Origin of the sequence: Pseudoalteromonas piscicida, from assembly GCF_002208135.1 — a bacterium.
Taxonomy (GTDB): domain Bacteria; phylum Pseudomonadota; class Gammaproteobacteria; order Enterobacterales; family Alteromonadaceae; genus Pseudoalteromonas; species Pseudoalteromonas piscicida_A.
This window is the reverse complement of the sequence record NZ_CP021646.1, coordinates 2,752,253-2,775,665: the sequence shown is the minus strand read 5'-3', so window position 1 is coordinate 2,775,665 and position 23,413 is coordinate 2,752,253. Positions and strand designations below refer to the sequence as shown.

Below are 23,413 nucleotides of genomic sequence, written 5' to 3'. Positions count from 1 at the left end.
CGCAAAATTAGTAATTTTTTTTCTCAAAACTTAGTCCCTATTTTATAGTTATTTCTTACGTTTTATCACCAAGTCGTCAAAATAGGAATGTGTACTGATTAAAAAAGCGTAATCTGTTTACATTGATTCACAGGTGATCTGCTTGCGATGGAGAGAGTTGTGCTTCAATGGCGTGGATCAGCAACATCGCTTTATGCCACTGCTGTGAAAGTTGCCACATCTCCGTCAGTGTATTGATATTGCTTACCATCTTATCTATCGCCAGTGACGCGTGAGTACCTGCTAGAATTAAGTCGTCTTTCACATCGTCATGTAAACGTTGCAATGTCTCTTGCGCCAGCGACAGCTCAGCAGGTGTTACGCTTTGCTCATGTAAACTGGTTTTCATAAAGTGACTAAGCTGGGCTTGGTATTCATTCAATTGTGCATGCAGGTCATGATGCTCTGCGAGTTGCTTATATGGTGAGTGTTCAACCAGCTGTTCGACACAGTGGCTACAAGTAAACAAATACTGCTCAATACGCATGAGTTTAGCGAGTAGTGAGGTGGTCTGTGGTGATAATGCTGATTGCTCTACCGATACAATAAAAAGGCTAATTTGCTGACATAGTGATTGAACTGCATGGAGCGCCTGTTCAACCGCGAGTTTATCGGTCGGGAGTAGGCATTTATCAAATTGGGCCAACACCTTATCTGCAACGAGTTTGGACTCAAGTAATAACGCATTGATTGCAAGCTCTGGCGTTTGGGCGATGGTATTATCTAAAAAGCGTGGCCTCGAAGCCGTCTCCTCGGCACTGCAAAAGCGTTTCATTAAAAAGCCAGCAAGCCTGTCATTGAGTGGAAAGATGAGTAGCACGCCCAAAATATTAAACAAAGTATGAAAAAGTGCCAATGACAATGCAGGATCCGCAGTGACGCCGAAAAGTGCGGTAAAATGTTTGATGAGATAAAACAGCACCGGTAACACCGCGAAAGCGACCATCGCGGTGAACACATTAAATATTACTTGAGCCGCCGCGACGCGTTTGGCATTAGAAGTTGCGCCAATGGATGCCAAGATAGACGTGGACGTGGTGCCGACGTTTGCGCCAATGACCATTGCGCCCGCAGCATATAATCCAATCATACCACTCGCGGCGGCGGTAATGGTCAAGGCGATGGAAGCACTGGAAGATTGCGTGAGGGTTGTCATCACCATACCTACCAGTAAAAAGGTCAACATGCCACTGATTCCCTTTGCGGTAAATTGGCTTAAATCAAAAGCAGCGACAATATGCTCAAATGCGCCTTTGAGAATATCAATACCGATGAAAAATAGCCCAAAACCAACCAAGGCCATGCCTGCCGACGCCAGTCGCGAGCGAGGTAGTAGCAGCTTCATCAAGGCGCCAATGCCTATCAAGGGGAGTGCGATAGCTTGGATATTAAATTTAAATCCAACTGCGGCCACTAACCAGCCAGTGATGGTGGTGCCAACATTAGCGCCATAGACAATACCAAGCGCCTGATGCATGGTAATAAGGCCTGCGTTCACAAAGCCCAAGGAGGCCACAGTAACCGCGCTGGATGACTGCACTAAGGCTGTCATGCAAAAGCCTGAGGCAATACCGCGCTGGGGTGTTTTGGTCCACACTCCAAGTACTCGGCGCAGCGACGAACCGGCCGCCAGTTTCAGACCGTCTGTCATCATGCTTATCGCAACTAAAAATATCCCCAAACCGCCGAGTAGCGTACCTGCAAGTTGAAGTGTTTCCATATCCTTTCCACGTATTACATTATTACTTTAACTTTATTCGCTCGTAGCACAATATCATTTTTGTTGTGCTTTGCTTTGTTTGACGTCAACTTTTACAGTAGAACTCAAATCCTGCAGAAATTGCATAGGCGTTACGCCATTCCACGACTTAAACGCACGGATAAAGCTACGCTCATCTGAAAACTGAAGCGTGTGCGCCACCTCATACAAACTACTGCCTTGAGTCAGTCGCAGTTTGGCCTGCTTGTTTTGTACGTTGTTTTTTAGTTGCCTAAAACTGGTTTGATACTCAGCGAGCCTTCGTCTTAATGTTGCCGAGCTGATATTGAGCTTGTCAGCCATTTGTTCTTGGCACAGTGTTCCCGCGTTAAGCTCACTATAGACTCTATCGAGCAAGTTAGCATGGTCGTTAATCGACTGCTGATGATGGAGCGTATTTGCCAGTGAATGGTAAATGGTATCGAGCGTAAGATGTTCTAGCTTTGCTAAATCTAATGATTGATTCGTTTCTTGGTATTGATAGGTGAGCAAGTAGCGATTGCTTGCAGGTTTAATGGGAATGTGGGTGATAACTGAATTTAGCAGCGAGCTTGCGTCACTTTTGGTCTGCACTTGTGTGAGTTGAACTTGGGTGGTTTCGGCGCACACATATTTTACCAAGCCATGGATCAATATCAGCATGCTATCTAACATACAGTGAGAAAATTGCGCATCGGCGGCCGAGGCGTAGTCAAAAGCCGCATCATCAATTATGTAACTCACTTGAGTGTGTGACACCTCGCAGAAATTGTAAGTTCCCGCGTGGATAAAGTTATAGCCACGGGCAAGCTCTTGCAATAGCTGAGTAATGGTGCGGCAATGGCGCAGGCTATTGAATACAAATTCGTTGGTGCCAGGCAGGAGCTTTTTGCGGTTGAGGTTTAGGCTTTCGTCATTGAGCTCGACAGCACAGTGTTCCATCACGCGCATAAATTCAATGGCATCTAGGGCGTCAATGGCTTTATTGATAACCAAAGACCGAGCGACCGCAGCAAATTCCAGTTTTGCTGCGGTGAGTGTGTGCTGCATCAATTGCACGTAGCAAGGTGCAATGGCGGTGTTTGACATAAATACGTAGGCTCATCCTATCACTCTCAACAATTCAGTTAATCAACATCAACTCAAGATAGCAATAGTTTTGCGTTGCAACTTTAGTGCAGTATTTTGTCACCGCCCGCCTAGGGTGCACTTAACCAATTTTTGATTTGGTTGATTGCACTGGGTTCCCAGCCAAGCTCTAGGTGGTTGGTGGCCACAACTGCTGAGCCCGCCAAGTTACTTATTCCCGTGCTGTCGATGCAGCTACTGATAAATACAACGCCATCGGAAGGACCGGTATGTTCATTGTGAATAAATGCCATATCAGCCTGATCGCCGCAAAGGTTATAAACTTGAACGCTACTGTCGGTACCAGCGCTACGGACTTGGTCTACCAGTGAGTTGACCGTAAACGCTGCGATACCTCGGCCTTTGCTTACAAACCCTAAGCCACCGTAGTAAGTGGTGTACCAATCTTGTTCTGTGGTGGGGAGTGCATATTTATCATCGAGTGCTTTTAGCATCTGCGCGGAGCCGGGAAAGTAAGACGAGTCGTAAACCCACTCAGAACTTGAATACCATAAGCCAAAACATAATATCTGATCATGCGCAGTAGGCCCATTTATGCTGCCGCCACATTGCGAATAAGCACCATAGGTATGATTAACGCCGTGACGAAATGACCAATCAATGCCGTTGTTGGGGGCGCCGAGCATAACTAGTTTGCGTACATCACTGTTGAATTTAGTGCTCCAAGCATTGGTCAAAGAAGAAATATACATGCGGGCATTAAACGCGCTTTTTGACCAAGTGACTAAATCGACTTGCGTTGCCCCCGTCTTATTTTTAACCTGAGCGATGGCATTGGCTATCTGCTCCGCCCAGATAAAGCCATCGCCATTTTTATGCGCCAGATTTAAGGCAAAGACTTTGTAATCATCATTGGCAAGCGCTTGCATTAAGCCTTGCGAAGGACAGTTTTGTCGACCACAGCCGTAACTACCGGCCTCGTTTGGATTTGCCCATGCCAAATCGGCATCTTGATTGGCACCGTGGATCAGCAACACTGGTGTTTGGCGGCTGTTACTATCCCAACCCGGTGCATGATAAAGCAGAAACTGCGCAGAGCTTGGTTGGTTAGACGCAAAGAAAGTAGCACGCTGACCTGATTGATTGCCACGACCGTCAGCTGGAAAGCTTTCATTGCCGATATGCCCTGAGTTATCTCGCCATCTTTCAATCTTTTGCCAGCCATTGTTAATACCTGTGGTATAGGTGGCTTCAAGTGTCGCTGATGCGTGCGCTACACCACTTGCTGCAAGTGAGATAAAAACGAGCAATCCATAAGTGTGAGTGCGCAATGCTGTGTTTGTGTTTTTCATATTTTTATCCTAGGTCAAGTCATGTTTTAACTGATTAGCGATATTACTGCGCGCGAGCTTGCAGACGTCGAGCACGGCAAAGGAGAAAAACGCATGTATGGTATTTTCAAAGCAGGTTAAGGTATTAAGCACACCCGCTTGCTTTAGTTTTTTAGCGAGCAGCATTCCCTCATCGTAAAGTGGGTCGCAGCCGGCAAGCAACACACTGGTGGCAGGAAGGTGCGTCATGTCTTCAATAAATAATGGCGAGACATTGATGTCCGCTGCGCTTTGCTCGGGTGCTAGATACCAGTCGCAGGTGTCTTTAATTGCCTTTCTGGTTAGCAACAAGTTTCCATCGCCATACTGCATGCGTGACGGATAGGTTTCATGGGGAGAAAAGGAATCAACTACCGGGTAAACTAGGTATAAGTTACTTAGGGTGTTTGGCTGTTGTTGATGTAAGTTATGCGCAGCAACAAGCGCTAAGTTACCACCTGCACTGTCGCCCATCAGTGAAATCTTAGTGGGATCTAGCTCCAACCGCTGGTGGTTTTCTTGCAGCCAATCCACTACAGCTATTACTTGTTGCAGGGCGCATGGGAATTTATGCTCAGGCGCAAGGCTGTATTCCACACTGAAAAAAACGACTCCGGATTGCTGGCATAAGTCTTTTACCAGTCCGTCATAGCAGTCGACATCTCCTAGGGACCAACCGCCACCGTGGACAAACACCACCGCGGGACTAGGGCTTGCCAAAGGCTGCGCTGGGCGGTAACAGCGAACGCCCACCTGAATACCATTGTGTTCAATGTGTAGGTCTTGGCTACTTACTTGTGCGTCAATCTCTCCCGCGAGCCCTAAAAACATCGCTCTTGCGCCTTCTCGTGAGGTCTCAATGGAGATTTCGATGTCATGAATGTCGCCAGCTTGAGCCGCGAGGTCTTCTAACAATGCTTGTGTTTGTTTGTCTAATTTCATAATTAAAACTTATATTTAAGGTTGATACCGTACGTTCTAGGCGCGCCGTAATAACCAAGTTGAACCCCAGGTGCTGCGCTAAGATCGAAGCCGTGTTGACGATAGCGTTTATCGCCTAAGTTTTTGCCGTATAAACTAGCTTCCCAACTGTCGTCCGCGGAGCGGTAGTGTAGTGACATATCAAAGAGGGTGTAGCCAGACTGCGCGAGTACCTCTGAACTGCTCACGGTGAGATAGGTTTTACTGCGATAGGCGGCACTAGCTCGTAGTGAAAATTCGCCTTGTGTAAAGGCGCTAAAGAAGTATTCAAAGCCTGCACGGCCATTCCATTTTGGTGAATTAACCAGCTCTCTTTCATCGCTGACTTCTTTACCAAAGTCACCGATAAGCTCATCATAACCGCCCCCTAAATAGCCCAAGTTGAGGTTCAGAGTGAGGTTATCGGAAGCCACGGCTTCGAGCTCCATTTCTGCGCCATAAATAGTGGCTTTACCTGCATTTTCAAACAGTGATAAAAACGCGCCGGTGTCGGGGTCGATAGAAAAGCGGCTGAGCTGAAAGTTTTTGTAGTCATTGAAAAAAGCTGCGGTATTTAAGCGAATATTCTGCTTATTCAATAAAGACTTAGAGCCAATTTCATAGCTCCACAAGGTTTCTGGTTCAAAAGGTTGTGCGAATGAGGTGATCCGGCCATTAAAACCGCCACTTTTAAACCCTTTTCCAGCGCTCAGGTAAACCATGCTGTCGTCAGATATGGTGTAATCGAACACCACCTTTGGGGTAAACTCTTTCCATTCCTTGGATGCGCTGTAGCCTGTCGGGCTATAGCCAATCCCCGTGCCGAATACCGCTTCCATTTCCTCAGCCGTTGTTACACCGGTGCCAAAAAATTCCTCGCCTTTGGATGTGACTTCTTTTTTCTCTATGGTGTAGCGTGCGCCAAGCGTGACGTCGAGCTTTTCAGTCAAAGACCAAGAGAGGTTAGCGTAGAGGGCTGAGCTGGTATTTTCTTGATCACGTTCTCCTGCGTTAATCACAGGCCAAGGCAGGTAAACCTCTGGTGCCACCATAACGAAAAAGTCCGGTGCAACGGAGCCGCCAAAACTCAGATCGTCCTCATTAAAGTAATAGAGCCCAGATACCAAAGAGAATTTGTCGTCTTTGTATAACCATTGAAATTCTTGGCTTATCTGCTGTTGATCTTCGAAGTTAAAAATACCAAACGATGCATCGGGGGTGGCATCTAAGTCTAAGTGCGTTCGGTATTCCATTTCGCGTCGAGCAGTGATGGATTTAAATACCGAGTGGCCCGTGAGATATTCAAGCGTTAAGCTCGCTCCCGAGGTATCGAGCTCTTCTAAATCGTTGTAGTTAACGTCGACGACAAATGGGTCTTCCTGAGGTGCATAGTCGCCTTCTTTTATCACAGAATAGATAGGTGTTTCTCGATGTGGAGTGCGTGAGCTTGAGGGAGATGCGTTCGAGCCATCGACGACCAAATAGGCCGAAAAATACTCACTCGGTTGATAAAGTAAACCGCCGCGCCACGCTAGGGTGTCTTTGTCGTGGTCGTCACGGTTGTTGTAGCGATTCTCACTAAAACCATCTCGACTACTTTTGGCAATAGCAAAACGCCCAGAGAGCGTGTCGTCAATCAATGCACCGTTGACGCTAGCTTTTACCGTCCGAGCATTATAATTCCCAAGCGCCACGCTGACATATCCTTCGTTATCTTGCGAAGGTTTGGCACTACTAAAACGTACCGCGCCACCTATGGTATTGCGACCGTAAAGGGTACCTTGTGGACCACGTAATACCTCGATTTGCTCAGGGTCGACAACATCTAAAAAGGCACCTTGAACGCGCCCTAGATATACGTCATCGAGATACACGCCAACCCCGGGGTCATTAAAGGAGATAGAGTCAATTTGGCCAATCCCGCGGATATAAATGACGGCGTTGGAAGCATCACCAGAGTGCAGGTTAAGGTTCGGAACGTGAGATGCCAGGTCACCGAGATCTTGTACGTTCATCTTCTCAAGCTCTGAGGCGGAGAGGGCGGTCACCGCAAGCGCGACATCTTGTAGGTTTTCTGTTTGCCGCGTAGCGGTGACGCTGATCCGCTCAATTTTTTTGCTTTGCTCAGTGCTAAGCGTTGGCTGCGCTTCGGCATAACTATGGCCTGATAATACTGCCGCTATCAGAAGTGATAGTGTATGCCGTGCTATAGCTTTGGTTGAACTGACTCTGTGCGATTGAGTTGCTGCAATCATGCTGAGTAACCTTTCGTCGTTATTATTATGTTCTCCAGTATAGGAATGAAGAAAATTCAATAGCTAGGACAAAAACAGTCAACTTGATGAGCAAATTAGCTCATTACGAACTTGGATATCTTATTCATCCATTCAACTCAAACCAAACCTGTTCTACGGCTCAATAGGTATACCATTTTAGAATCAAATTATGATGCTGATGAAAGTGGCTCAGAGTGTTCCGGTAATTCTTACGGTCAGGTTTTTTTTGATAAACAATACTATCCTGATGACATTTCTTTGAGAGATGACAATTTATGTATTGTTGAAAGTGGTAAGTTGGAGTGTTTCGAGCTGGTAAAAGAATGGAGCCAAGAAGATCCTGAAATTCGACTGTAAGCACGTCCAACAAATTTAGCGTCTATTAGTAATGGAAGCGCAGCAAGAAAGTCTTATCTTAGTTGGGAAGGTATTTGCGTATGTGCTTTATACACAGACGGCTTTTTGTGTGGTAGCGATAACTCTGAGGCTGATTGGAGTTACCCGAGCATGTATTCTGATAACATATTATCTCTGGATTTAAGTGATGACTGTATTTGCATGGTTAGAGGTTATCAGCAGATTAATTCTCGCTTTGTGCAATGTATCAAGGAGGGAACTCATGAAGAACTGTTTGTTCCACGTGACTTGTTAACTACAAAAAGTGTTTCAGTTGGTGCTGTAGAAACATGTGTTTTAGAACTTGATAGAGCGGTGTGCTGGAATCGCGCTAATGATGTGTATAGCAAACCACTCGTTAATCCGACGCAACTTAATGTATATACGGACCAAGCCTGTGCAGTAGATGATAACGTTCTATCTTGCTGGCCCTTAGGGAGTTATGAAGGTAAGAGGATTACGCTTCCTTCGATTTAAAATTTGACGAAATTAATGGAAGACTCAACCTGTGCGGTGGGAGAAGATGGTCTATTTTGCTGGGATATTTTTCCATATTATGGGTATGGGAAAAGAGACCGAGCACTATACTAGTTTAAAGGCATTGGACTGGGTTGAGCTCAGTCCAATGCACGCGACAAATTATCCGATATGTAAAGATTGCATGCTAAGCCCTTAATTAAAACTGAGCGAAAGGATTATTTACAACTTTAGTATTTGCTGAATTATTGTTCTCTATCTCTAAAGGTGATACTTTGGGGGTACTCTTTTAAAAAGGGTACAAATTATCAATAAGGAAAATAAAGAATGAAATTGAAATTACAAAAAAAACCACTTAAATCTCTATCTAATAATACCGAACTCAATGCGCAAGCGACTCCTCAAGTAGCAGGTGGCGTGAAGCAAACTGAGTGGTGCAGCATGGGTCCAAAATGTTTAGTTACCGACACTTGCTATCCTACGGATAAAGTTGCCTGTACGGAAATGTAATATTGATTCGTGATGCGGACCTAGTTCGTATCACGTTTTATGCTCTTTTGTATAAATAACCTTAGCTTCGGATAGTTAATGCCATCCTAGCCGTCAGCTTTGGCGCTAATTGGATTGAGTTAACTTTCAATAACCAGCTATCGTGCGTAAATTTACCAGCCTACAGAGTGTAGTTACTAGGGGACAAAAGCGATTTCATTACGACAGCGCTCTGGCTAGTTAACTCCTTTATTATCCAAATATCAGGTTAAATAGGTTGGCATTAAGTTTTTTATAATAAGATTATTATTTATTCAGTACATCGTCACGGTTAAGCTTCATTTAAATCAAACTCTGGTTAATCGCCTTTATGACCGCTTGGGTTCTGTCTTTAACTTCAAGTTTTGCGAGTATTTGAGAGACATGGTTGCGAATGGTGCCTTCGGAATTGTGTAAGGTGTTGGCGATGATTTTGTTTGACATGCCGAGAGATAAACAGCGCAACACTGCTTGTTCTTTTTCAGTCAATTTTTCTTGTGGTGCTAATTGCTGCTCTAGAAGGTAAGTCGTCAAAGCGCTTTGTAGCACTTTTTTCCCTGCAATCACCTGTTGTATGGCGTCGATTAATGCTTCTAGTTCAATATTCTTAAGTACGTAGCCCCGTGCACCAAGATTAATGGCCTTTACTAATACATCGCAATCTTCAAAGGTAGTGATAATCAAAACTGGAGTGGGTATTGCGTTAGTACGCAATGCGTTAAGTACACCGAGCCCATCTAAATTAGGCATGCGCATATCCAGTAAGATGATGTCAAATTGCTGTGAATCGAGTAACTCAAGTGCCTGTATACCGTCTTCAGCTTGCCCTTTTACACAAATGTTTTCGTCAAGATTAAGCAAGTTGGCTAGGCCCAATCTCACCAAGGTTTGGTCTTCCACGAGTAGGCAATTGATCATGTAATATTCTCGGATAAAAGGTTAAGTTCGGGTACTGGTATGGTTATCGAGCTGATGAGCTTTTGATTTTCAATTTTTTGTGCGAATGAGCCGTTAAGTAGTGCTAGTCGTTCATGTAGCCCAGATAAGCCATTGCCTTGTTTTGGCAAACTAGACTCGCTTTGGTTGTGAAAGGCGCTAGCTTTTAGGTTATGGGTTGCCGTGTCAATTGCGACCTCAAAATTGATATGATTTGCTTTGGTATGTTTGAGCGTATTGCTTACCATTTCTTGACAAAAACGGATCACGCAGAGTGAATGTTCTTGCGAGATTTGTTCTGATCCGCGGTCTAGCTTTAAGGTGTAGCGCAAATTTGGGGTAGCCTTGAAAATTGCTTCGAGTGCTTGTTTCAAGAGTGTTTTATTGTGGCGCTGAGTGGATACGATGCTTCTTACTTCCTCAAGCAAAGTTTGGCTTAGTTGATGGCAACTTACTAGGGTTGGCTCCATATCTTCGCTTGCCGTTCTTTTTGCGAAATCAAGATTAATACTCAGTGCTGTGAGTTTATGGCCTAGTGAATCATGCAATTCTCGGGAAATATTAAGTCTTTCTTGCGCTGCTGACATGGCCCCCATCATGTGTTGCGTGGCTTTGAGCTCTTTGTAATTTTGCCGAGATTGGTAGTGCATATTAAGGCTCTCAACTATGCGTCTGCTGACAAACCAATTCATTGCACAAAAAAATAGCCAAACAGCAAAGGTGATCCAAGGTACGCTTCCTTCCCACCTTGCATAGTGTGTAAATCCGTATACCAGCATAGCAAGTAACACGGCAGACAGAACTTTAGGGAATGAAAAGTGCGGACTAAAAATTGCGGAAAACATGACCAAGTGAATAAAAACTAACGAAGTTGTTGATACCTGCATAAGTAGCGCTATCAATACTAGGTAAGTACAGGCTGCCGCATGGACTCGCTTATTTGGGTTGTTAATGATAAAAAACAGCAATGTCAAAATGGCACCGCTAATGATTAGCTGGCCGACTAATGCGAGCTGAGAGTTACGGTAGTACATACATGCAAGTGTGACACCTAACCAAGAGGCAAGTGTTGAAAAACGCCAGTCTGTTGTATGGCGGATAGGAGAGTCCATCATTTTTGTGCAAAATTTTTATTTTCGATTATTACAGAATCGCTATAGTGAGAACAGTGATAATTGTCATAGTCAAAATATGAGATTTATCACTGGTGACGTGACACCACTTTACTAAGATAGTGATGGGTATCGGTAATTCATATGAGGCTTATTTATGACAGATATGGCAACGATTTCTTCAATGGCCACTGTTCAATGTGGCGCCGCTCGTGCTGATGGAAGGTTATGGGCGACGGCAGATACACTGTGTTTTACTCCTTTCAATACCCTGCTGGGGCTAGGTCCATATCAAATTGATATCGCCGATGTGATTAAGGTTGAACAGTGCCTTGGCAAAGGCGCAGGACTGCTTCCTCTCACAACTCAAGCGATCCAAATTACATTAAAGAGTAATCAAACTTTCCAATTTATTTTATCAGAACCTGAATCATGGGTAAGGTGGTTTAATTCTACTGGCTGTTGACTAAATCGAAAGGAGTAAAACCCCGTAATTTATAGATGATTTTCTTTAAGTTGTTGTAATTTTTTAATTTTAATTTTTATTCGCTTGGCTGGTTTCATTTGATAACTAGTTTGCAAAAAGGGATTGTTCAGTTTGATAATTAACCAATAATTAATTTGGCAGGTAGAAATAAAACTGATAACCTATCGTCCGTCTCAAAATAACCTCACTTAAACACAAGGATTATAGTGTTATGAATGCTCAAAGATTGGAGCGCATATTAAGTGCGTTTTTACCTTCTTTTATTGCCAAGCAACTAGCTAAATCACCAAAGCTTTTGTTGTTTGTTGTTCTATTTATCACTTTGCTCGTCATTTTTATTATTAAAGTCGCCTCTTTTGCTATTTACTCTTTGGTCGTGGGTGCCGTGTTATTCGGCTGTTGGATGGCGTGGAGTGGCACTAAACGCATCATGTCGAAGCGCAAGAAGCGAGTGTCTTAAAGTTAAGTCAAGATACTCTGGGCTTAATAATTATTACTTAATTAATCTGAAATATATTTTTTCGGTTTGTCTGTCGTATTAGATATTACATAAATTGAAAATCTCAATCTATTTAAGGAAAAATAACCATGAGTCTATTAAATAAATTCAAAACTCAAGCGCAATCTATTGGTAGTAGTATTGGCGAATCTACCAGTAAACTAAGCGGTGATATTGTGTCTTCAACAAAAGACAATGCAAAGCTTGCTGGTTTGAAATCAGATATCGCGTCAATCGATGGTCAACTTAATATTGCATACCAAGATATTGGCCGTAAATACATTGAAAACCTAATCAAAAACGATGGTGCAAACCTTGAGGTTGTATTGCAAGACACTATCGAGCGTATCGACCCGTTAATTAAGCGTAAAGACGATTTAGAAGCGGAAGTTATCGCTATTGAGAAGCAACTAAAAGATCAGATTGTTATTCAGGAAAAAGCGGTTTTCCAAAAAGAATTTGATGGTGAAAAAGAGAAGCTAGAAAAAGCGCTAAAGCTTGATGTTATCTCACAAGCCGAGTTTGATACTAAGCTGGCTAAAGCGCGTTTGAAACTAGACAATTTCGATGAAATTCGTAAAACCAAAAAGCAGCATGAAATGGGTCTAATCAATAAAGAAGAATTAAAAGAAAAGCTAACGGCATTAGGTGCGTAATCTAACGCTTAATTACTCCCTGATTAGCCAGCGCTAATAATTTAACAATTATATGAGCTGGCTACACTCTGCCTTAGTGAAAAATCACATTCAAATCATTGCGTTTACGTTATTCGCTTTAACCTTAAATTGGCAGCGATTGTTTAGTAAAGTGGAATACCCCACATGTAGATGCACACCAATTTAATTGGCTAAATTACTCAATTCGAAGACTTTTTATTGCAAGGCTTGCTTCACCACCTTCCACATCCGTTAAATCTGGTACGAAGTAAAGTGCTGAAACATGCTTGAGTATGACCCCTTTGTCCTTTGACCAAGCTGGTGTCCAATTGGGTCTGACAAAATCATTTAAAGATACGTTGATTGTATGCCAAGTGTTTGATGCTGGTAATTTAGTTTGGTAGTGAGCATAGCTTTTATCACCCGAGCCACCATACTCCTGTTGCGACAACTTGACGATCAGAGCGTTATCACTTTTATACGTCAGTGCGATATTGAATTGAGAGGGGAGCTGTTTAGTGGGCAAGTCGTAAATAAGCTCTACCCAAGAATTGTTTTGTTTGTCGACTCGCGGTACACGCTTAAACTGAATAGCAACTTGCTTTTCATTAACCAGCGGGCCGTTAAGAATGGCTTGGCTGCCATGTGGATCGGTCGCAAAACGCCACTGTTTTGGCTTCAAGTTTGGCTGAGTTACGCTACAGCCCGACACCGCAACGACTAATAAGAGTGGTAAAAAGCGCATAGAAAATCCTTAGAACAACGTCCCTAAAATATAATTTTTTATTGTATTTACAAGGGAGTAATATGACAACGGGCTCATGTGCATTTTTGGTCAAGGTTAGAAAGTTTCAAGTCATCGTGCTTTTTATACGGCTTGCTAAAGTCATGGCTTCGATCATGAGAGATTGATTTATTCGTGTGGTTGATCTCATACTGCTTCTAATACAGGTGCCTAGCAAACAAAAAAGGAGTCGTATGGATACGGAGTTTATCTCTTTTATTTTTTATCTTTTTGTATTTATTGGCGCTGTTTTTGCTCTACAAGATAGACAAAGATTTAAGCAACTCGTCAAAAAGGTACATCAATTACAAAGCACGATAGAGCAGCAGAGTCGCAGGATCTCGGTTCTTGAAAGTCGTGACTATTCTGATCAAATACCGTCAGAGCAAATACCTACAGAACACAAGCATTCTGAGCGTGGACAAATAAATGACGAAACAGCTGATAGCACATCATTAACTACACAGACTGCATTAGGTGAATTCACGACAACAGCCAATCATACACAACCTCAGCAGCCTGAAAGCGAAAGCACCGTCACTATCGCAAGAGCCAAACCTAGTAAGAGTAAACCTGCCTTTGAATTTGACTTTACTTTAGATTCCTTATTAAAAGGGAATGGACTCTTTTGGATAGGTGCCATAGTGCTAGCCTTGGGCGGCGTTTTTCTAGCTAAGTACTCTATTGAAGCCGGACTTCTACCTCCAAGCGTACGAGTGATACTGGGCGCTCTTTTTGGCGTCAGTTTGGTTACTGCTGCTGAAGTCGTAAATCGTCACAAAGAAAAGCTAAAAATTAATACTCCCTATATTTCTGCAGCGCTTGCCAGTGGCGGTGTGATCACCTGCTTTGCTATGACATTGGTTGCTTTTGATTTCTATCATTTTATACCGGCTAATATGGCCTTTGTTTTACTCGCCATTATTTCATTGGCTGCAACCTCTTTGGCACTGAGATTTGGTCCTATGCTCGCAGGTATTGGCATCGTTGGTGCGTATGTTGTACCAGCTTTGGTATCGACGGGTTCTAATAATATCGGTGCGTTACTGCTGTATATCAGCTTTGTTTCACTCTCTGCGATATGGGTGGCGGATTATGTGAAGCAAAAATGGTTGTGGTGGCAAAGCTTTGTTTGGCACTTCTTATGGTTTTGCACCGCGGTTGCGGTTGGTGGGAGCAGCGACTTTTGGGTGCTGCTGATTTTTGCGCTTATCTCCATGTACTTATATGTGTTGGTAGATGTACTGGGTTGGCGACTGACGAGTTCAATGATAAGTCCGTTGCCGGTCAAAGATCTATTAATGCCAAGAAAAGAGCAGTTGGGAATTTTACTCCCACTGTTACTTATCGCATGTGCGCTAATAATAAAAACCCATATCGATACGCTGATTTGGGCTAATGTCTTATTTGCTAGCGTTGTTTTGTGTGCGGCTTATAGACATAGTGCATTGGATAGCTGGCCATTTTATTGGCTATTGTTTGTACTTCTCTCATTCTACTTGATGCCCAAAGTCGGCACTTACGACGACGTACTTTTTCCTTTCACCGGTAAGTATTTGTTTATCCAAGTCGCAGTGGTCATCACGATGTTATTTAGCATGATGATGATTAAGCGATATCCATCAAGACTCGCTTATTTGGTGCTGTTGAACGTGGCTCCACTTGCGCTGTACGGTGTAAGCTACGCTATTTCTCCTAAAGTTACAGAAGCAATTTTATATCCTGTATGGGCGATTGAAATGCTGGCCATTGGGCTCTTCGCTTCGTATTGTGCGATGAAAACGGAGACTAATATTCAGCAGGTCACTTACCTTATTTTGGCGAACGCCATGCTGAGTTTGTGTTTTACGATGCTACTCTCGGCAAGCTCGTTGACTTTAGCGATTGCGGTACAAGTAGCGTCTATGAGTTATTTGAGCTGGAAGTACAAAGTGCGTTTACCTGATTGGTTGTATAAAGCTGCATTTATTGCTGTTGTTACCCGTCTTACTTTTGCGCCTTGGCTTGCAGATTACAAGCACGAAACGATTTTAACTATACATTGGACACTTGTTGTCTATCCGCTGGTGCTGGGCATTATTTGGTTTGCTACCAAATACAACCCTTCAAAGGCCCTGAACACTTGGTTTATGGGTGTCGCAATGCATATTGTGGCGCTTCTGGTCACGACCGAAACAAGCTATCTCTTGATTGGTGACTACCCTGATTTTACTAATCTCGGTTTCCAAGAATCCGTGTTGCTTGCTTTGAATTGGCAGGTACTTGGCGCTGTATATCTGTGGCGAGGGCAGCTCAGCGACAAGGGCAACAGACTTTATCCGCTTGCAGCGAGCTTGTTATTACTTGGCAGCGCGTCGCTCCACGCCGATATTTCGTTTGCCAATAATCCGTTTTTTGACAGGCAATATATTGGAGGCGGTGTGTTTAATTGGTTACTTTTGCAGTGGTTGGCACCAGCATGCGTATTCGCTTTCATGCTCCAGTTTAAGTTAATACCACCGCAATTTAAGCGTTTGGTATATGGACTGATAGCCTTGCTAGGGGTCTTGTTTATCAATGGTGAAATTCGGGCGTTATTTCATGAGGGTTTCCTTGTGCTGTCGATGCCGATGGAACAATCCGAGTTATATACCTATTCGATTGTTTGGCTATTGATTTCAACCGCATTGATTTTTGTTGCCAAGCGGATAGAGCATAAAGTGCTGATCAACGCCGGTTTTGCAGGGCTAGCCATTGTTATTTTAAAAGCCTTTGTGGTCGATATGGCAAACCTTGAAGGCTTGCTGCGCGCCTTGTCTTTTATCGGTTTAGGCTTATGTCTGGTGGGAATTGGTTGGCTGTTTCAAAAAATACAGGATCAGCCCAGAGAGGTAAAACCAACGGCGGACTGACCCCACATTTTTACAAGCAGTAACCACCGTCAACAGTGATGCGTGCGCCGCGCATTGCTGTTGACCCTACGTTTAACCCGACTATTTATTGCTCGCTTATTCTTGCTTTTTTTTGGATTTCAGTATGGGTCACAGTGGTTAAACGGCATTTGGTGTTGGGTTCAATCATTTCAACATAACTGGTATTCTACGCGGCATACTGAATAAGTGAGAGTAAAGAGATGATCAACGATAAAGATATCATTGAAACTTTGGAGGAGCTGGAAGCTTTTTTGTTGCTAATTGATAACGGTGGTTTAGGGTTACAAAACGTGGCCGGTGTGGCGCTAGCAACGAACAACAGCGATGGCAGACCATTTATTGCGATTTTGGATGATAAACACCAATTGTTGTTGGGTCGTTGGGTATCTCAAGACGTGTATGAAAACGGCAAAGACATGGTTCGTTACGGGCCAAAGAAAGCGCATTAATATCCTTTGAGTAGCCGCATCGCAGGATTTAGGATTGGAGTGCAGGATAAACCTGCTTCCAATCCGTTTTGTCGGTGGTTATACGAAACTGCGCCTGTGCTTAAGCATCGTTTTCAATATAGACGGAGTCGCTTGCCATAAGCTCTATGGCGACGATTTCAGAACGATTCATGGTGAGTTTATATCTTTCTAACTGTATTCCCTGAGAAGATTTAAACCGCATTACTAAGTTGATTTGATAGCGACGTTCAACTGACTTTTTAGAGACCTTTTTCCCTTCAAGGCTATAAAGCTTTCCTGCGCCTTTTTTTAGATAGCGTACAAACGAACTCATGTTAAAGGTGATACGTTGTTGTACTTCTTCGTAACCGGGTAAAAACTCATCAATATGCACTTGGTTTTTACAGCAAAAATGCAGTAGATGCGCAGCTTGTTTATTTTGCTGTCGACGCTTCTTTAGCAGCTTATCAACGTCTTCTGGTAGGTCTTTTTTGCGAATATGTTCCAGCCATATCGTTTGTGTACAAACGATGGCGTCCGTCACTGAGTTTTTAAACTTGTTGCGCCACTTTGGTCGGCCGCGTTGAATATGACGCCATGCCCACTGGGTTAAGTCTTCTTTGAATGTTTCTCTAAGGCCATAAATTACCCCAAGCAAAGCGATAAGGGCGACGGTGACTTCTTGAAAGTTAGAGCGGGCGTTGAGCACAATAAACATCACGAAGGCCATGATAATACCAGTAACCACACCGCGAACTAAACGCTTTAGATTGGTACTTAAGTCGATGGTTTGTTTGTTAAAAACAACGCCATATTCAATGAGCCTTTCAAGCAATTTCATTTTATTGGTAATACGATTTGGGTCATCCAACGTGACTTGTGAGTTGTAGCTCTGCTCCTCGCGGTATTGGCTCTCTTGTTGGCAGAAACTAACAATACAGCTTCGTTCATGACTAAAGTCGCTTGACTTAGGCCCGCTGGAGAGGAGTTTCAAAAACGCTTGCTCAGTATGCCAGCTGAGGTAGTTATCTGCGTTTTGATAGTAAGGCTTAAGCTTATTATCTGGTGGCGTGTAACGCCTGAGCTTCTTCAATAGGCGTTCGGTTTCTTCCACCAACAATTGCGCGGCTGGATAAAACTCATCGGCTTCTTTTAGCTTCAATGTCTGTTTTACATCGGCGTCTAGTGCAATGCGGATCTGGTAGCAAAATAGATTTAGATTAACGCGGTAATCCGTTTTTTGACCTTTGCTTTGGCTGATAAAGCGGCTACGCACCAAGGGGAGGTGGAGCTGTTCCGAGTAATATGCACTGTGGCTTTTTATATTGGCATTAAAATAGTCTACTTCGTTCAACGTGTTGGTATTAATCCCCATATCGGTTGGGATTGAAAAATACAGGTCGAGTTGATTTGTCTCTTTGGGAAGGAGTTGATAGTTGATTTTAAAAGATAAGCTTTCGTCTTGACTTAGTTTGGCTCTGCTCACTCGGGTATGGTGCCTCCTTGAATTAACACTTTGTAATTATAACACATTAACCTGAACAAAACCGGAATAGGCCTTATAACTACTTGTTGTATCTGTTTTTATTAATTGTTCCTTGTTGTCATCTATACCACTTCTTAGCCAATAAAAAGCATAATTAACCATATCTGAGAAAAGCTAGAAAACAGGAAGCTTTATAACGCACCAAATCAATTAGAGACTTGGTGCGCTAGCATTAGGTTATAGCTGCACTGAATCGCCTTCATTTAAAATATACAGTGGCGTTTGGGTTTTTAGCACTTGTTGCATATGCAGTAGACGGAACAGCGCTGAATGTGAGGTTTTATCTCCCATTTTCCAACTAGCATTACCATAGCCCCAAGGTACCATGACCTTACAGCCCAGCTCTTTTGCGGCAGTCAGTGCATCTTCTGGTGTGGTGTGTACTTTACGATACCAATCAGGATGTTCTTCGCTGTAGTAAGAGGCAATTGGAAGTAGGCACACATCAATATCACCATATTTTTCTTGAATATCTTTAAAGTGCGGTGAATATCCTGTATCTCCTGCAAAAAATAGGGTCTTACCTTGGTGTTCTAATATCCAGCCACCCCATAGTGCAGCGCCATGATCTTCGTATAAAAACGGCACCCAAATACGGCTGCTAAAGTGATTTGCAGGCACAAAGTGTGCGGTTACTTCACCAAGTTGTTTGCTTGAATACCACTCCATTTCAGAAACCTTGTATCCATCTTCAGGAAAGTGCTCTGCAAATCCAAGTGGGGTGAGGTAATTTGGTCCAGTACCAATCGCTTCGATATCACTCTTGTTAAAATGATCGTAATGAATGTGGGAGTACATTACAGCATTGGTTTGCTGTAACTCTGTTTGACTGAGCTGTGCTGGTTGATTGCGATTAAACCCTTCTGAGAGGCGAAATGCCCAGTTTACTGGCCAGTCAAATTGAGCCGTGACGGGGTCAAACAAAAACTGTTGTCCATCTTTGGTGTTGACTTTAAAACTCGCATGCCCAAGCCATTGGATAGCAAAGCCAGTATTGAGCGAGAGAGTGGGGTTGTTGCCAACGTAAGTGCAATCTTGCATTTCGGACTGACATTGAATTTGTTGGGTGACTGGGTAGCAGTTTTCTTCGCAAGTCACGGGATAATCTTTAAACTTATTGTAGATGTTGGAATATCTATCTTCATACCCTTCTACAGAACTATGTTTTACCACGGAAGACTCAGGTTTTATTCGCTCTACAACATTACTATTACTGCAGCCTGTTAATGCTATCATGACTGTCAAAGCAAGCCTTTTCATGCCCATTCCTTTTTATAATTATTAGTTGGAGTTTACCAATAAAAGGGAATGGGGTGTAGCGGTGAATTAAGCCTTTGGTGAGAGTTGGATTAGTGCATAACCCAACTCTCATTGTGGGTTAGAGACTAGGAATTACGTTCCTGCGCCTCAAACTTATATCCCGCTCCGTAAATGGAGTGGATAAAGTCGTATTTAGGCGCGATGCTTTGCAGCTTTTTACGAATATTTTTGATATGGCTATCTATGGTTCTGTCGCTAACAATGTGGCTGTCATCGTAGATGTGATCCATCAATAAGTCGCGGCTATAAATTCGGCACGGGTGTCCGTACATTGCCTTTAAGAGCATAAACTCGACATAAGTGAGTGTCGCTCTCGCGTCGAGGAAGGAGACAAACAAGCTCTCTTCGTCCAATTTAAGTTTGCTCTCTGTTTCTGACACTGTGCCGCGCTCATTTAGCGTCACGCGTCTTAAAATCGCCTTCACCCTTGCGACGACTTCTTTTGGACTATAGGGTTTACACACATAATCATCAGCACCCACTTCAAGACCAAGGAGACGATCGATTTCTTCTACTTTGGCGGTGATCATGACAATTGGCACGTTTGAATAAGCTCTGATCCGCTTGCAAATTTCGATACCGTCAAGATTAGGCAGCATGAGGTCGAGTAAGATAAGGGCGGGTTGCTGTTGTTTAAAAGCCTCTTCAGCCAAAGCGCCATCATGAACACAATGGCTGGTATACTCGGCTTGAGCCAAATACTTACTTAAAATATCGGCAAGTTTTGGTTCATCTTCGACGATTAAAATATGTTTGTTTGGCACGGGGGAAACTCATTATCTTTTCAGTTCGATAATAATAGCGAGACCACCCAGTTCGCTCAAGTGTGCAGTGATTTTTCCGTTGTGGGCAGCAACAATACTTTGGCATATGGCTAAACCAAGGCCAGAGCCACCCGTTTTTCTACTCCGCGCTTCCTCTACTCGATAGAGCCTATCAAATAGCTTGTTTAGCTGTTCTTGTGGTACAGAAGGTGCGCTGTCCTGCCAGTAAATTATCGTTTTATCTTGTCGTTGTATGACTTTTACATCGAGATTTCCCGGTTGTTCAACTGAGGAGTCTGTGTAACGCAAAGTGTTTTGCAGTAAGTTGTCGAATAGTTGTCCAAGGCGCTGCTCGTCACATTCTAAGGTAATATGCTCATCGCATTGCAAGGAATAAGCAAGATGGTGCTTTTCAATTTGGTGACTACTTTTCGCGAATGTGCGTGATAGCAGGTCGTAAAGGTTTTCTTTATCCACGTTGTAAGTAAGTGCACCGCGGTCTGACAGCGATAGTTGATGTAAATCGTCCACCAGCCGAGTCAATCGTTGGATCTCTTCGTTAAGCGACATCAGTTGTTCAGGATCGCTTGCGATAATGCCATCAATCATTCCCTCAAGTTCCGCGCGGATCACGGCAATCGGCGTGCGTAGCTCGTGCGAAATATCCGCTATCCATTGCTGCCTAGCTATTTGATTCTGCGCTAATGTGTCTGCCAAACGGTTCATATCTCTGGCAAGCAAACCGAGTTCATCTTTACTCGCGATATCGGCGCGAGCATCGTAATTTCCTTGTGTCAGTGTTTTTGCATTGCGGCGCAACAAAACGATTGGATTGACCATATATTTACTAAAAGGCACGGCAATCACTAAAGTAACCAACAGGGCGACGAGCGCAATGATGATGAACTGTTTACGTTGTTGCTCTGCAAACAGTCGGTCGAAGTCATTGCGTACCAAGCCACTTTGCTCTACACCTAAGTAGGCGATAATATGTTCGCGTGTAGGCTGCGCCAAATGGTCGCTTTGATAGACTGGGAACCACAGCGAAGTCTGCTTACTTTTCGGTGTGCCCATTATAATATTGCCTTGTGCGTCTTTGATCAGCAGGCGTTTTTTATTGTCCAAACGCGGTGGAGGGCCATCACGTCTTCGTGGCCCTCCTTCGCCTCTTTCACGATGTCTTGGTGGTGGACGAGAATGCAGCCTGTCTCGCGGGCGCTCATCCTCGGAAAGACCATAGAAGCTACGTACTATGCTGTCCCAATCCTCTGAGCCTCGATACACCCAGTCCAAAGAACCATGGCGTGCGTAAGTCTCGGCAACTTGCGTTACCACCTCTTTAAGTTGTGCCCGAGAGGTATTTTCAAGATAGGCCGTAAAGCTCTTTTCAAACGCTAGTTTATTGGCGATATAGATTGCCAGCACCAATGTGGTGTTGGCTATCAAAATTATCAGCAATAGTTTGACGCGAATGGTCATTTTCATGGTTGTTGTTATTCCACCGGTTAACGTTGTGCATGCAAGCGTAAATTATCTGGGTCTGGTGTGCGACGGTTTGGCACCCATCTTCTTACGCACTGTTGGTCTTTTGCACACTTGTCTGTCAAGGCATGTAAAAACGCAACGAGATCCTGCTTTTGTTGTGGCGCTAAATTGGCGGCAACAAATGGTGACTGGCGCAGTAACGTTAACGCTGCTTCACTATTTTCTCTCGCTTGTAGGTTTAGTGTGTCACACTGAGCGGTTAAGGAAAACTGCTTTAATCCACAAGCACCACCACGTTGAAAAAATTGCTCGACGGTTTGCTCAGGATTTGAGTAATGATTGACCACTTGTTCTAACGACTCGTAGGCTCCTGCGTGACCGTATGGCGCAGTCAGGGCAACATTTATTAAGCTCGGGACTCTAAACGCAAATTGATTGCGAGGCGAGGGGTCAATTGCAGCGCGTCCGATATCGGCCTGATTATCTTGTGTACCAATACCATACTGTGGAAAGGCGAGGTTAAAGAAACCATCGTTAGTGAAACGTTCACCATTGTGACACCCAACACATCCTGCACCGCCTTCAGCTACTGAAGTAAAAAAGAGTTTAGCACCACGTTTTTGTTGATCGTTAAGTGCGCCACGGTCACCACGGGCATAGCGATGCCAATCGGTATCCACCATCACAAATGACGCTTGATACTGGCCGAGCGCAAAGGCAATACTATCAAAGGTAATTAAGGTTTGCGCGTCAGCTTGCGAGTTGAATGCTTCTCTAAAGGCTTGAAGCCAATCATTGGTGGCCAAGCCTTCTGCCTCATCACCGTAATCGCCAATACGCTGGGCTAAGTGTGAGCGAACTTGTTCATTGGTTTCGGCACTTTCGAAAGCCTCTCCAAGCATTTCTTCACGAGAGGTGACAGGAAAACGAGACAAGGTTGCAACTAGTGAATCTGCCGCATTTACATCTGGTTGGTTAAGACCTGAATCAGGCGTACTGATAAAACTGCTTTCATTGCCTTGGTCGTCAGTGATAGTCACACGTTGAACACGGCCGTCCCAAAATAAAGCGTTGTTGGCAAATCCGGTATTAAAAATGGTGGGAGAGTTACGTGGAATATTGATGTCATCGTTGACTGCTTGACGACCAGGGCCTACCACATCACTTTCTACTGCGTTTGTACCTATTGGCAACGAAAGGCCATCGGCACCACCGAGCCTTGGATCGTGACAGCTCGCACAGGCGACTGATTTTTCTCCCCCAAGGGCTTTGCTAAAAAATAACTGCATGCCGAGCTGAGCAATGGGATCTGAGATTCTCGGCAGTTGTTGCGCACCCGCAACTCTGCCAGTAATACCGCGAGCACGCATTATTTGTGTGAGTTCATCATCCAGTGCTGAGTTTGGTTGTGGCTGGCCTGGAGGCGGAGGTGGTAGAGGTTTATGTTGTGCAGCTATTGGTAAACTTGCCACCGCGGTAACAAGTGCCATTGCACGTAGAAAGTTCGCGTTGTTCATCGTTATTCCAAACCTTATTGTGATTCGAGTTTTAAAATTGGCAGGCAAAAGTGCAGAGAATGTGAAAATGGAA

The 23,413-nt window shown here is 43.9% G+C and carries 20 protein-coding genes; 7 read left to right on the top strand and 13 right to left on the bottom strand.

From position 1 onward, the window contains the following. Positions 1-127 precede the first annotated feature (127 nt). From B1L02_RS12915 to B1L02_RS12895, 5 genes are all read right to left on the bottom strand, one after another. Positions 128-1,759 carry a Na/Pi cotransporter family protein gene (locus tag B1L02_RS12915; RefSeq protein WP_088531350.1) on the bottom strand — a complete coding sequence of 544 codons (1,632 nt, stop codon included), beginning with the start codon at positions 1,757-1,759 and terminating at the stop codon, positions 128-130. 54 nt (positions 1,760-1,813) lie between these two features. Beyond that, positions 1,814-2,866 (bottom strand): helix-turn-helix domain-containing protein, encoded by a 1,053-nt coding sequence (locus B1L02_RS12910; RefSeq protein WP_088531349.1) that lies wholly within the window; start codon positions 2,864-2,866, stop codon positions 1,814-1,816. A gap of 110 nt (positions 2,867-2,976) precedes the next feature. After that, a complete protein-coding gene (locus tag B1L02_RS12905) occupies positions 2,977-4,218 on the bottom strand; it encodes an esterase/lipase family protein (RefSeq protein ID WP_088531348.1) in 1,242 nt (413 codons plus the stop codon). A gap of 9 nt (positions 4,219-4,227) precedes the next feature. Next, positions 4,228-5,178: an alpha/beta hydrolase gene (locus B1L02_RS12900; RefSeq protein ID WP_088531347.1), complete on the bottom strand. Its 951-nt coding sequence runs from the start codon at positions 5,176-5,178 to the stop codon at positions 4,228-4,230. A gap of 2 nt (positions 5,179-5,180) precedes the next feature. Next, a complete protein-coding gene (locus tag B1L02_RS12895) occupies positions 5,181-7,451 on the bottom strand; it encodes a TonB-dependent receptor (protein WP_088531346.1) in 2,271 nt (756 codons plus the stop codon). 528 nt (positions 7,452-7,979) lie between these two features. On the opposite strand from B1L02_RS12895, the gene B1L02_RS24545 reads away from it, so the two are divergent. Both B1L02_RS24545 and B1L02_RS12880 read left to right on the top strand, forming a co-directional pair. Next, the gene (locus B1L02_RS24545; RefSeq protein ID WP_088531344.1) at positions 7,980-8,345 is read left to right on the top strand and encodes a hypothetical protein; all 366 of its coding nucleotides are present in this window, start codon (positions 7,980-7,982) and stop codon (positions 8,343-8,345) included. A gap of 327 nt (positions 8,346-8,672) precedes the next feature. Next, complete coding sequence (locus B1L02_RS12880; protein ID WP_088531343.1) at positions 8,673-8,855, top strand: hypothetical protein; 183 nt, start codon at positions 8,673-8,675, stop codon at positions 8,853-8,855. Between the two features lie 321 nt (positions 8,856-9,176). Here B1L02_RS12880 and B1L02_RS12875 read toward each other — a convergent pair whose 3' ends face one another. Together B1L02_RS12875 and B1L02_RS12870 are read right to left on the bottom strand one after the other, a co-directional pair. Further along, on the bottom strand, positions 9,177-9,791 hold the full coding sequence (locus tag B1L02_RS12875; protein WP_088531342.1) for a response regulator: 615 nt from the start codon (positions 9,789-9,791) through the stop codon (positions 9,177-9,179). After that, a complete protein-coding gene (locus B1L02_RS12870; protein WP_223192009.1) occupies positions 9,788-10,924 on the bottom strand; it encodes a sensor histidine kinase in 1,137 nt (378 codons plus the stop codon). Before B1L02_RS12870 ends, B1L02_RS12875 begins: the two co-directional genes overlap by 4 nt. Before the next feature lie 154 nt (positions 10,925-11,078). Here B1L02_RS12870 and B1L02_RS12865 point away from each other — a divergent pair, with 154 nt between their 5' ends. The 3 genes from B1L02_RS12865 to B1L02_RS12855 all read left to right on the top strand — a co-directional run bounded on the left by B1L02_RS12865 (position 11,079) and on the right by B1L02_RS12855 (position 12,563). Continuing rightward, the gene (locus B1L02_RS12865; protein ID WP_088531341.1) at positions 11,079-11,387 is read left to right on the top strand and encodes a hypothetical protein; all 309 of its coding nucleotides are present in this window, start codon (positions 11,079-11,081) and stop codon (positions 11,385-11,387) included. A gap of 232 nt (positions 11,388-11,619) precedes the next feature. Continuing rightward, positions 11,620-11,868 (top strand): hypothetical protein, encoded by a 249-nt coding sequence (locus B1L02_RS12860; protein ID WP_010370628.1) that lies wholly within the window; start codon positions 11,620-11,622, stop codon positions 11,866-11,868. A 128-nt stretch (positions 11,869-11,996) separates the two neighbouring features. Then, positions 11,997-12,563: a hypothetical protein gene (locus B1L02_RS12855; RefSeq protein WP_088531340.1), complete on the top strand. Its 567-nt coding sequence runs from the start codon at positions 11,997-11,999 to the stop codon at positions 12,561-12,563. Between the two features lie 196 nt (positions 12,564-12,759). Here the strand turns inward: B1L02_RS12855 and B1L02_RS12850 are convergent, their stop codons facing one another. Beyond that, positions 12,760-13,308 carry a carbohydrate binding domain-containing protein gene (locus B1L02_RS12850; RefSeq protein ID WP_088531339.1) on the bottom strand — a complete coding sequence of 183 codons (549 nt, stop codon included), beginning with the start codon at positions 13,306-13,308 and terminating at the stop codon, positions 12,760-12,762. Between the two features lie 233 nt (positions 13,309-13,541). Between B1L02_RS12850 and B1L02_RS12845 the strand changes: the two genes are divergently transcribed. Both B1L02_RS12845 and B1L02_RS12840 read left to right on the top strand, forming a co-directional pair. Continuing rightward, the gene (locus tag B1L02_RS12845; RefSeq protein WP_088531338.1) at positions 13,542-16,238 is read left to right on the top strand and encodes a DUF2339 domain-containing protein; all 2,697 of its coding nucleotides are present in this window, start codon (positions 13,542-13,544) and stop codon (positions 16,236-16,238) included. A 221-nt stretch (positions 16,239-16,459) separates the two neighbouring features. After that, positions 16,460-16,708, top strand: coding sequence for a hypothetical protein (locus B1L02_RS12840; RefSeq protein ID WP_088531337.1), 249 nt, complete (start codon positions 16,460-16,462; stop codon positions 16,706-16,708). 100 nt (positions 16,709-16,808) lie between these two features. On the opposite strand, the gene B1L02_RS12835 is transcribed toward B1L02_RS12840, so the two are convergent. From B1L02_RS12835 to B1L02_RS12815, 5 genes are all read right to left on the bottom strand, one after another. After that, positions 16,809-18,194 carry a hypothetical protein gene (locus B1L02_RS12835; protein WP_088531336.1) on the bottom strand — a complete coding sequence of 462 codons (1,386 nt, stop codon included), beginning with the start codon at positions 18,192-18,194 and terminating at the stop codon, positions 16,809-16,811. Positions 18,195-18,431: 237 nt separating this feature from the next. Further along, on the bottom strand, positions 18,432-19,514 hold the full coding sequence (locus tag B1L02_RS12830) for an MBL fold metallo-hydrolase (protein WP_088531335.1): 1,083 nt from the start codon (positions 19,512-19,514) through the stop codon (positions 18,432-18,434). Between the two features lie 125 nt (positions 19,515-19,639). Then, positions 19,640-20,338 (bottom strand): response regulator, encoded by a 699-nt coding sequence (locus B1L02_RS12825; protein ID WP_039492087.1) that lies wholly within the window; start codon positions 20,336-20,338, stop codon positions 19,640-19,642. A 12-nt stretch (positions 20,339-20,350) separates the two neighbouring features. Beyond that, positions 20,351-21,823 carry an ATP-binding protein gene (locus B1L02_RS12820; RefSeq protein WP_088531334.1) on the bottom strand — a complete coding sequence of 491 codons (1,473 nt, stop codon included), beginning with the start codon at positions 21,821-21,823 and terminating at the stop codon, positions 20,351-20,353. A 20-nt stretch (positions 21,824-21,843) separates the two neighbouring features. Beyond that, positions 21,844-23,340 carry a cytochrome-c peroxidase gene (locus B1L02_RS12815; protein ID WP_088531333.1) on the bottom strand — a complete coding sequence of 499 codons (1,497 nt, stop codon included), beginning with the start codon at positions 23,338-23,340 and terminating at the stop codon, positions 21,844-21,846. Positions 23,341-23,413: the final 73 nt, after the last annotated feature.

Excerpts from the sequence above, each read along its gene's own strand:
- B1L02_RS12865 (WP_088531341.1), top strand. The coding sequence starts at position 11,079 with ATGACAGATATGGCAACGATTTCTTCAATGGCCACTGTTCAATGTGGC.
- B1L02_RS12830 (WP_088531335.1), bottom strand. The coding sequence starts at position 19,514 with ATGAAAAGGCTTGCTTTGACAGTCATGATAGCATTAACAGGCTGCAGT.
- B1L02_RS12875 (WP_088531342.1), bottom strand. The coding sequence starts at position 9,791 with ATGATCAATTGCCTACTCGTGGAAGACCAAACCTTGGTGAGATTGGGC.
- B1L02_RS12815 (WP_088531333.1), bottom strand. The coding sequence starts at position 23,340 with ATGAACAACGCGAACTTTCTACGTGCAATGGCACTTGTTACCGCGGTG.
- B1L02_RS12840 (WP_088531337.1), top strand. The coding sequence starts at position 16,460 with ATGATCAACGATAAAGATATCATTGAAACTTTGGAGGAGCTGGAAGCT.
- B1L02_RS12880 (WP_088531343.1), top strand. The coding sequence starts at position 8,673 with ATGAAATTGAAATTACAAAAAAAACCACTTAAATCTCTATCTAATAAT.
- B1L02_RS12860 (WP_010370628.1), top strand. The coding sequence starts at position 11,620 with ATGAATGCTCAAAGATTGGAGCGCATATTAAGTGCGTTTTTACCTTCT.
- B1L02_RS12895 (WP_088531346.1), bottom strand. The coding sequence starts at position 7,451 with ATGATTGCAGCAACTCAATCGCACAGAGTCAGTTCAACCAAAGCTATA.
- B1L02_RS12845 (WP_088531338.1), top strand. The coding sequence starts at position 13,542 with ATGGATACGGAGTTTATCTCTTTTATTTTTTATCTTTTTGTATTTATT.
- B1L02_RS12850 (WP_088531339.1), bottom strand. The coding sequence starts at position 13,308 with ATGCGCTTTTTACCACTCTTATTAGTCGTTGCGGTGTCGGGCTGTAGC.
- B1L02_RS12855 (WP_088531340.1), top strand. The coding sequence starts at position 11,997 with ATGAGTCTATTAAATAAATTCAAAACTCAAGCGCAATCTATTGGTAGT.
- B1L02_RS12910 (WP_088531349.1), bottom strand. The coding sequence starts at position 2,866 with ATGTCAAACACCGCCATTGCACCTTGCTACGTGCAATTGATGCAGCAC.
- B1L02_RS12870 (WP_223192009.1), bottom strand. The coding sequence starts at position 10,924 with ATGATGGACTCTCCTATCCGCCATACAACAGACTGGCGTTTTTCAACA.
- B1L02_RS24545 (WP_088531344.1), top strand. The coding sequence starts at position 7,980 with ATGTATTCTGATAACATATTATCTCTGGATTTAAGTGATGACTGTATT.
- B1L02_RS12905 (WP_088531348.1), bottom strand. The coding sequence starts at position 4,218 with ATGAAAAACACAAACACAGCATTGCGCACTCACACTTATGGATTGCTC.
- B1L02_RS12915 (WP_088531350.1), bottom strand. The coding sequence starts at position 1,759 with ATGGAAACACTTCAACTTGCAGGTACGCTACTCGGCGGTTTGGGGATA.
- B1L02_RS12820 (WP_088531334.1), bottom strand. The coding sequence starts at position 21,823 with ATGAAAATGACCATTCGCGTCAAACTATTGCTGATAATTTTGATAGCC.
- B1L02_RS12900 (WP_088531347.1), bottom strand. The coding sequence starts at position 5,178 with ATGAAATTAGACAAACAAACACAAGCATTGTTAGAAGACCTCGCGGCT.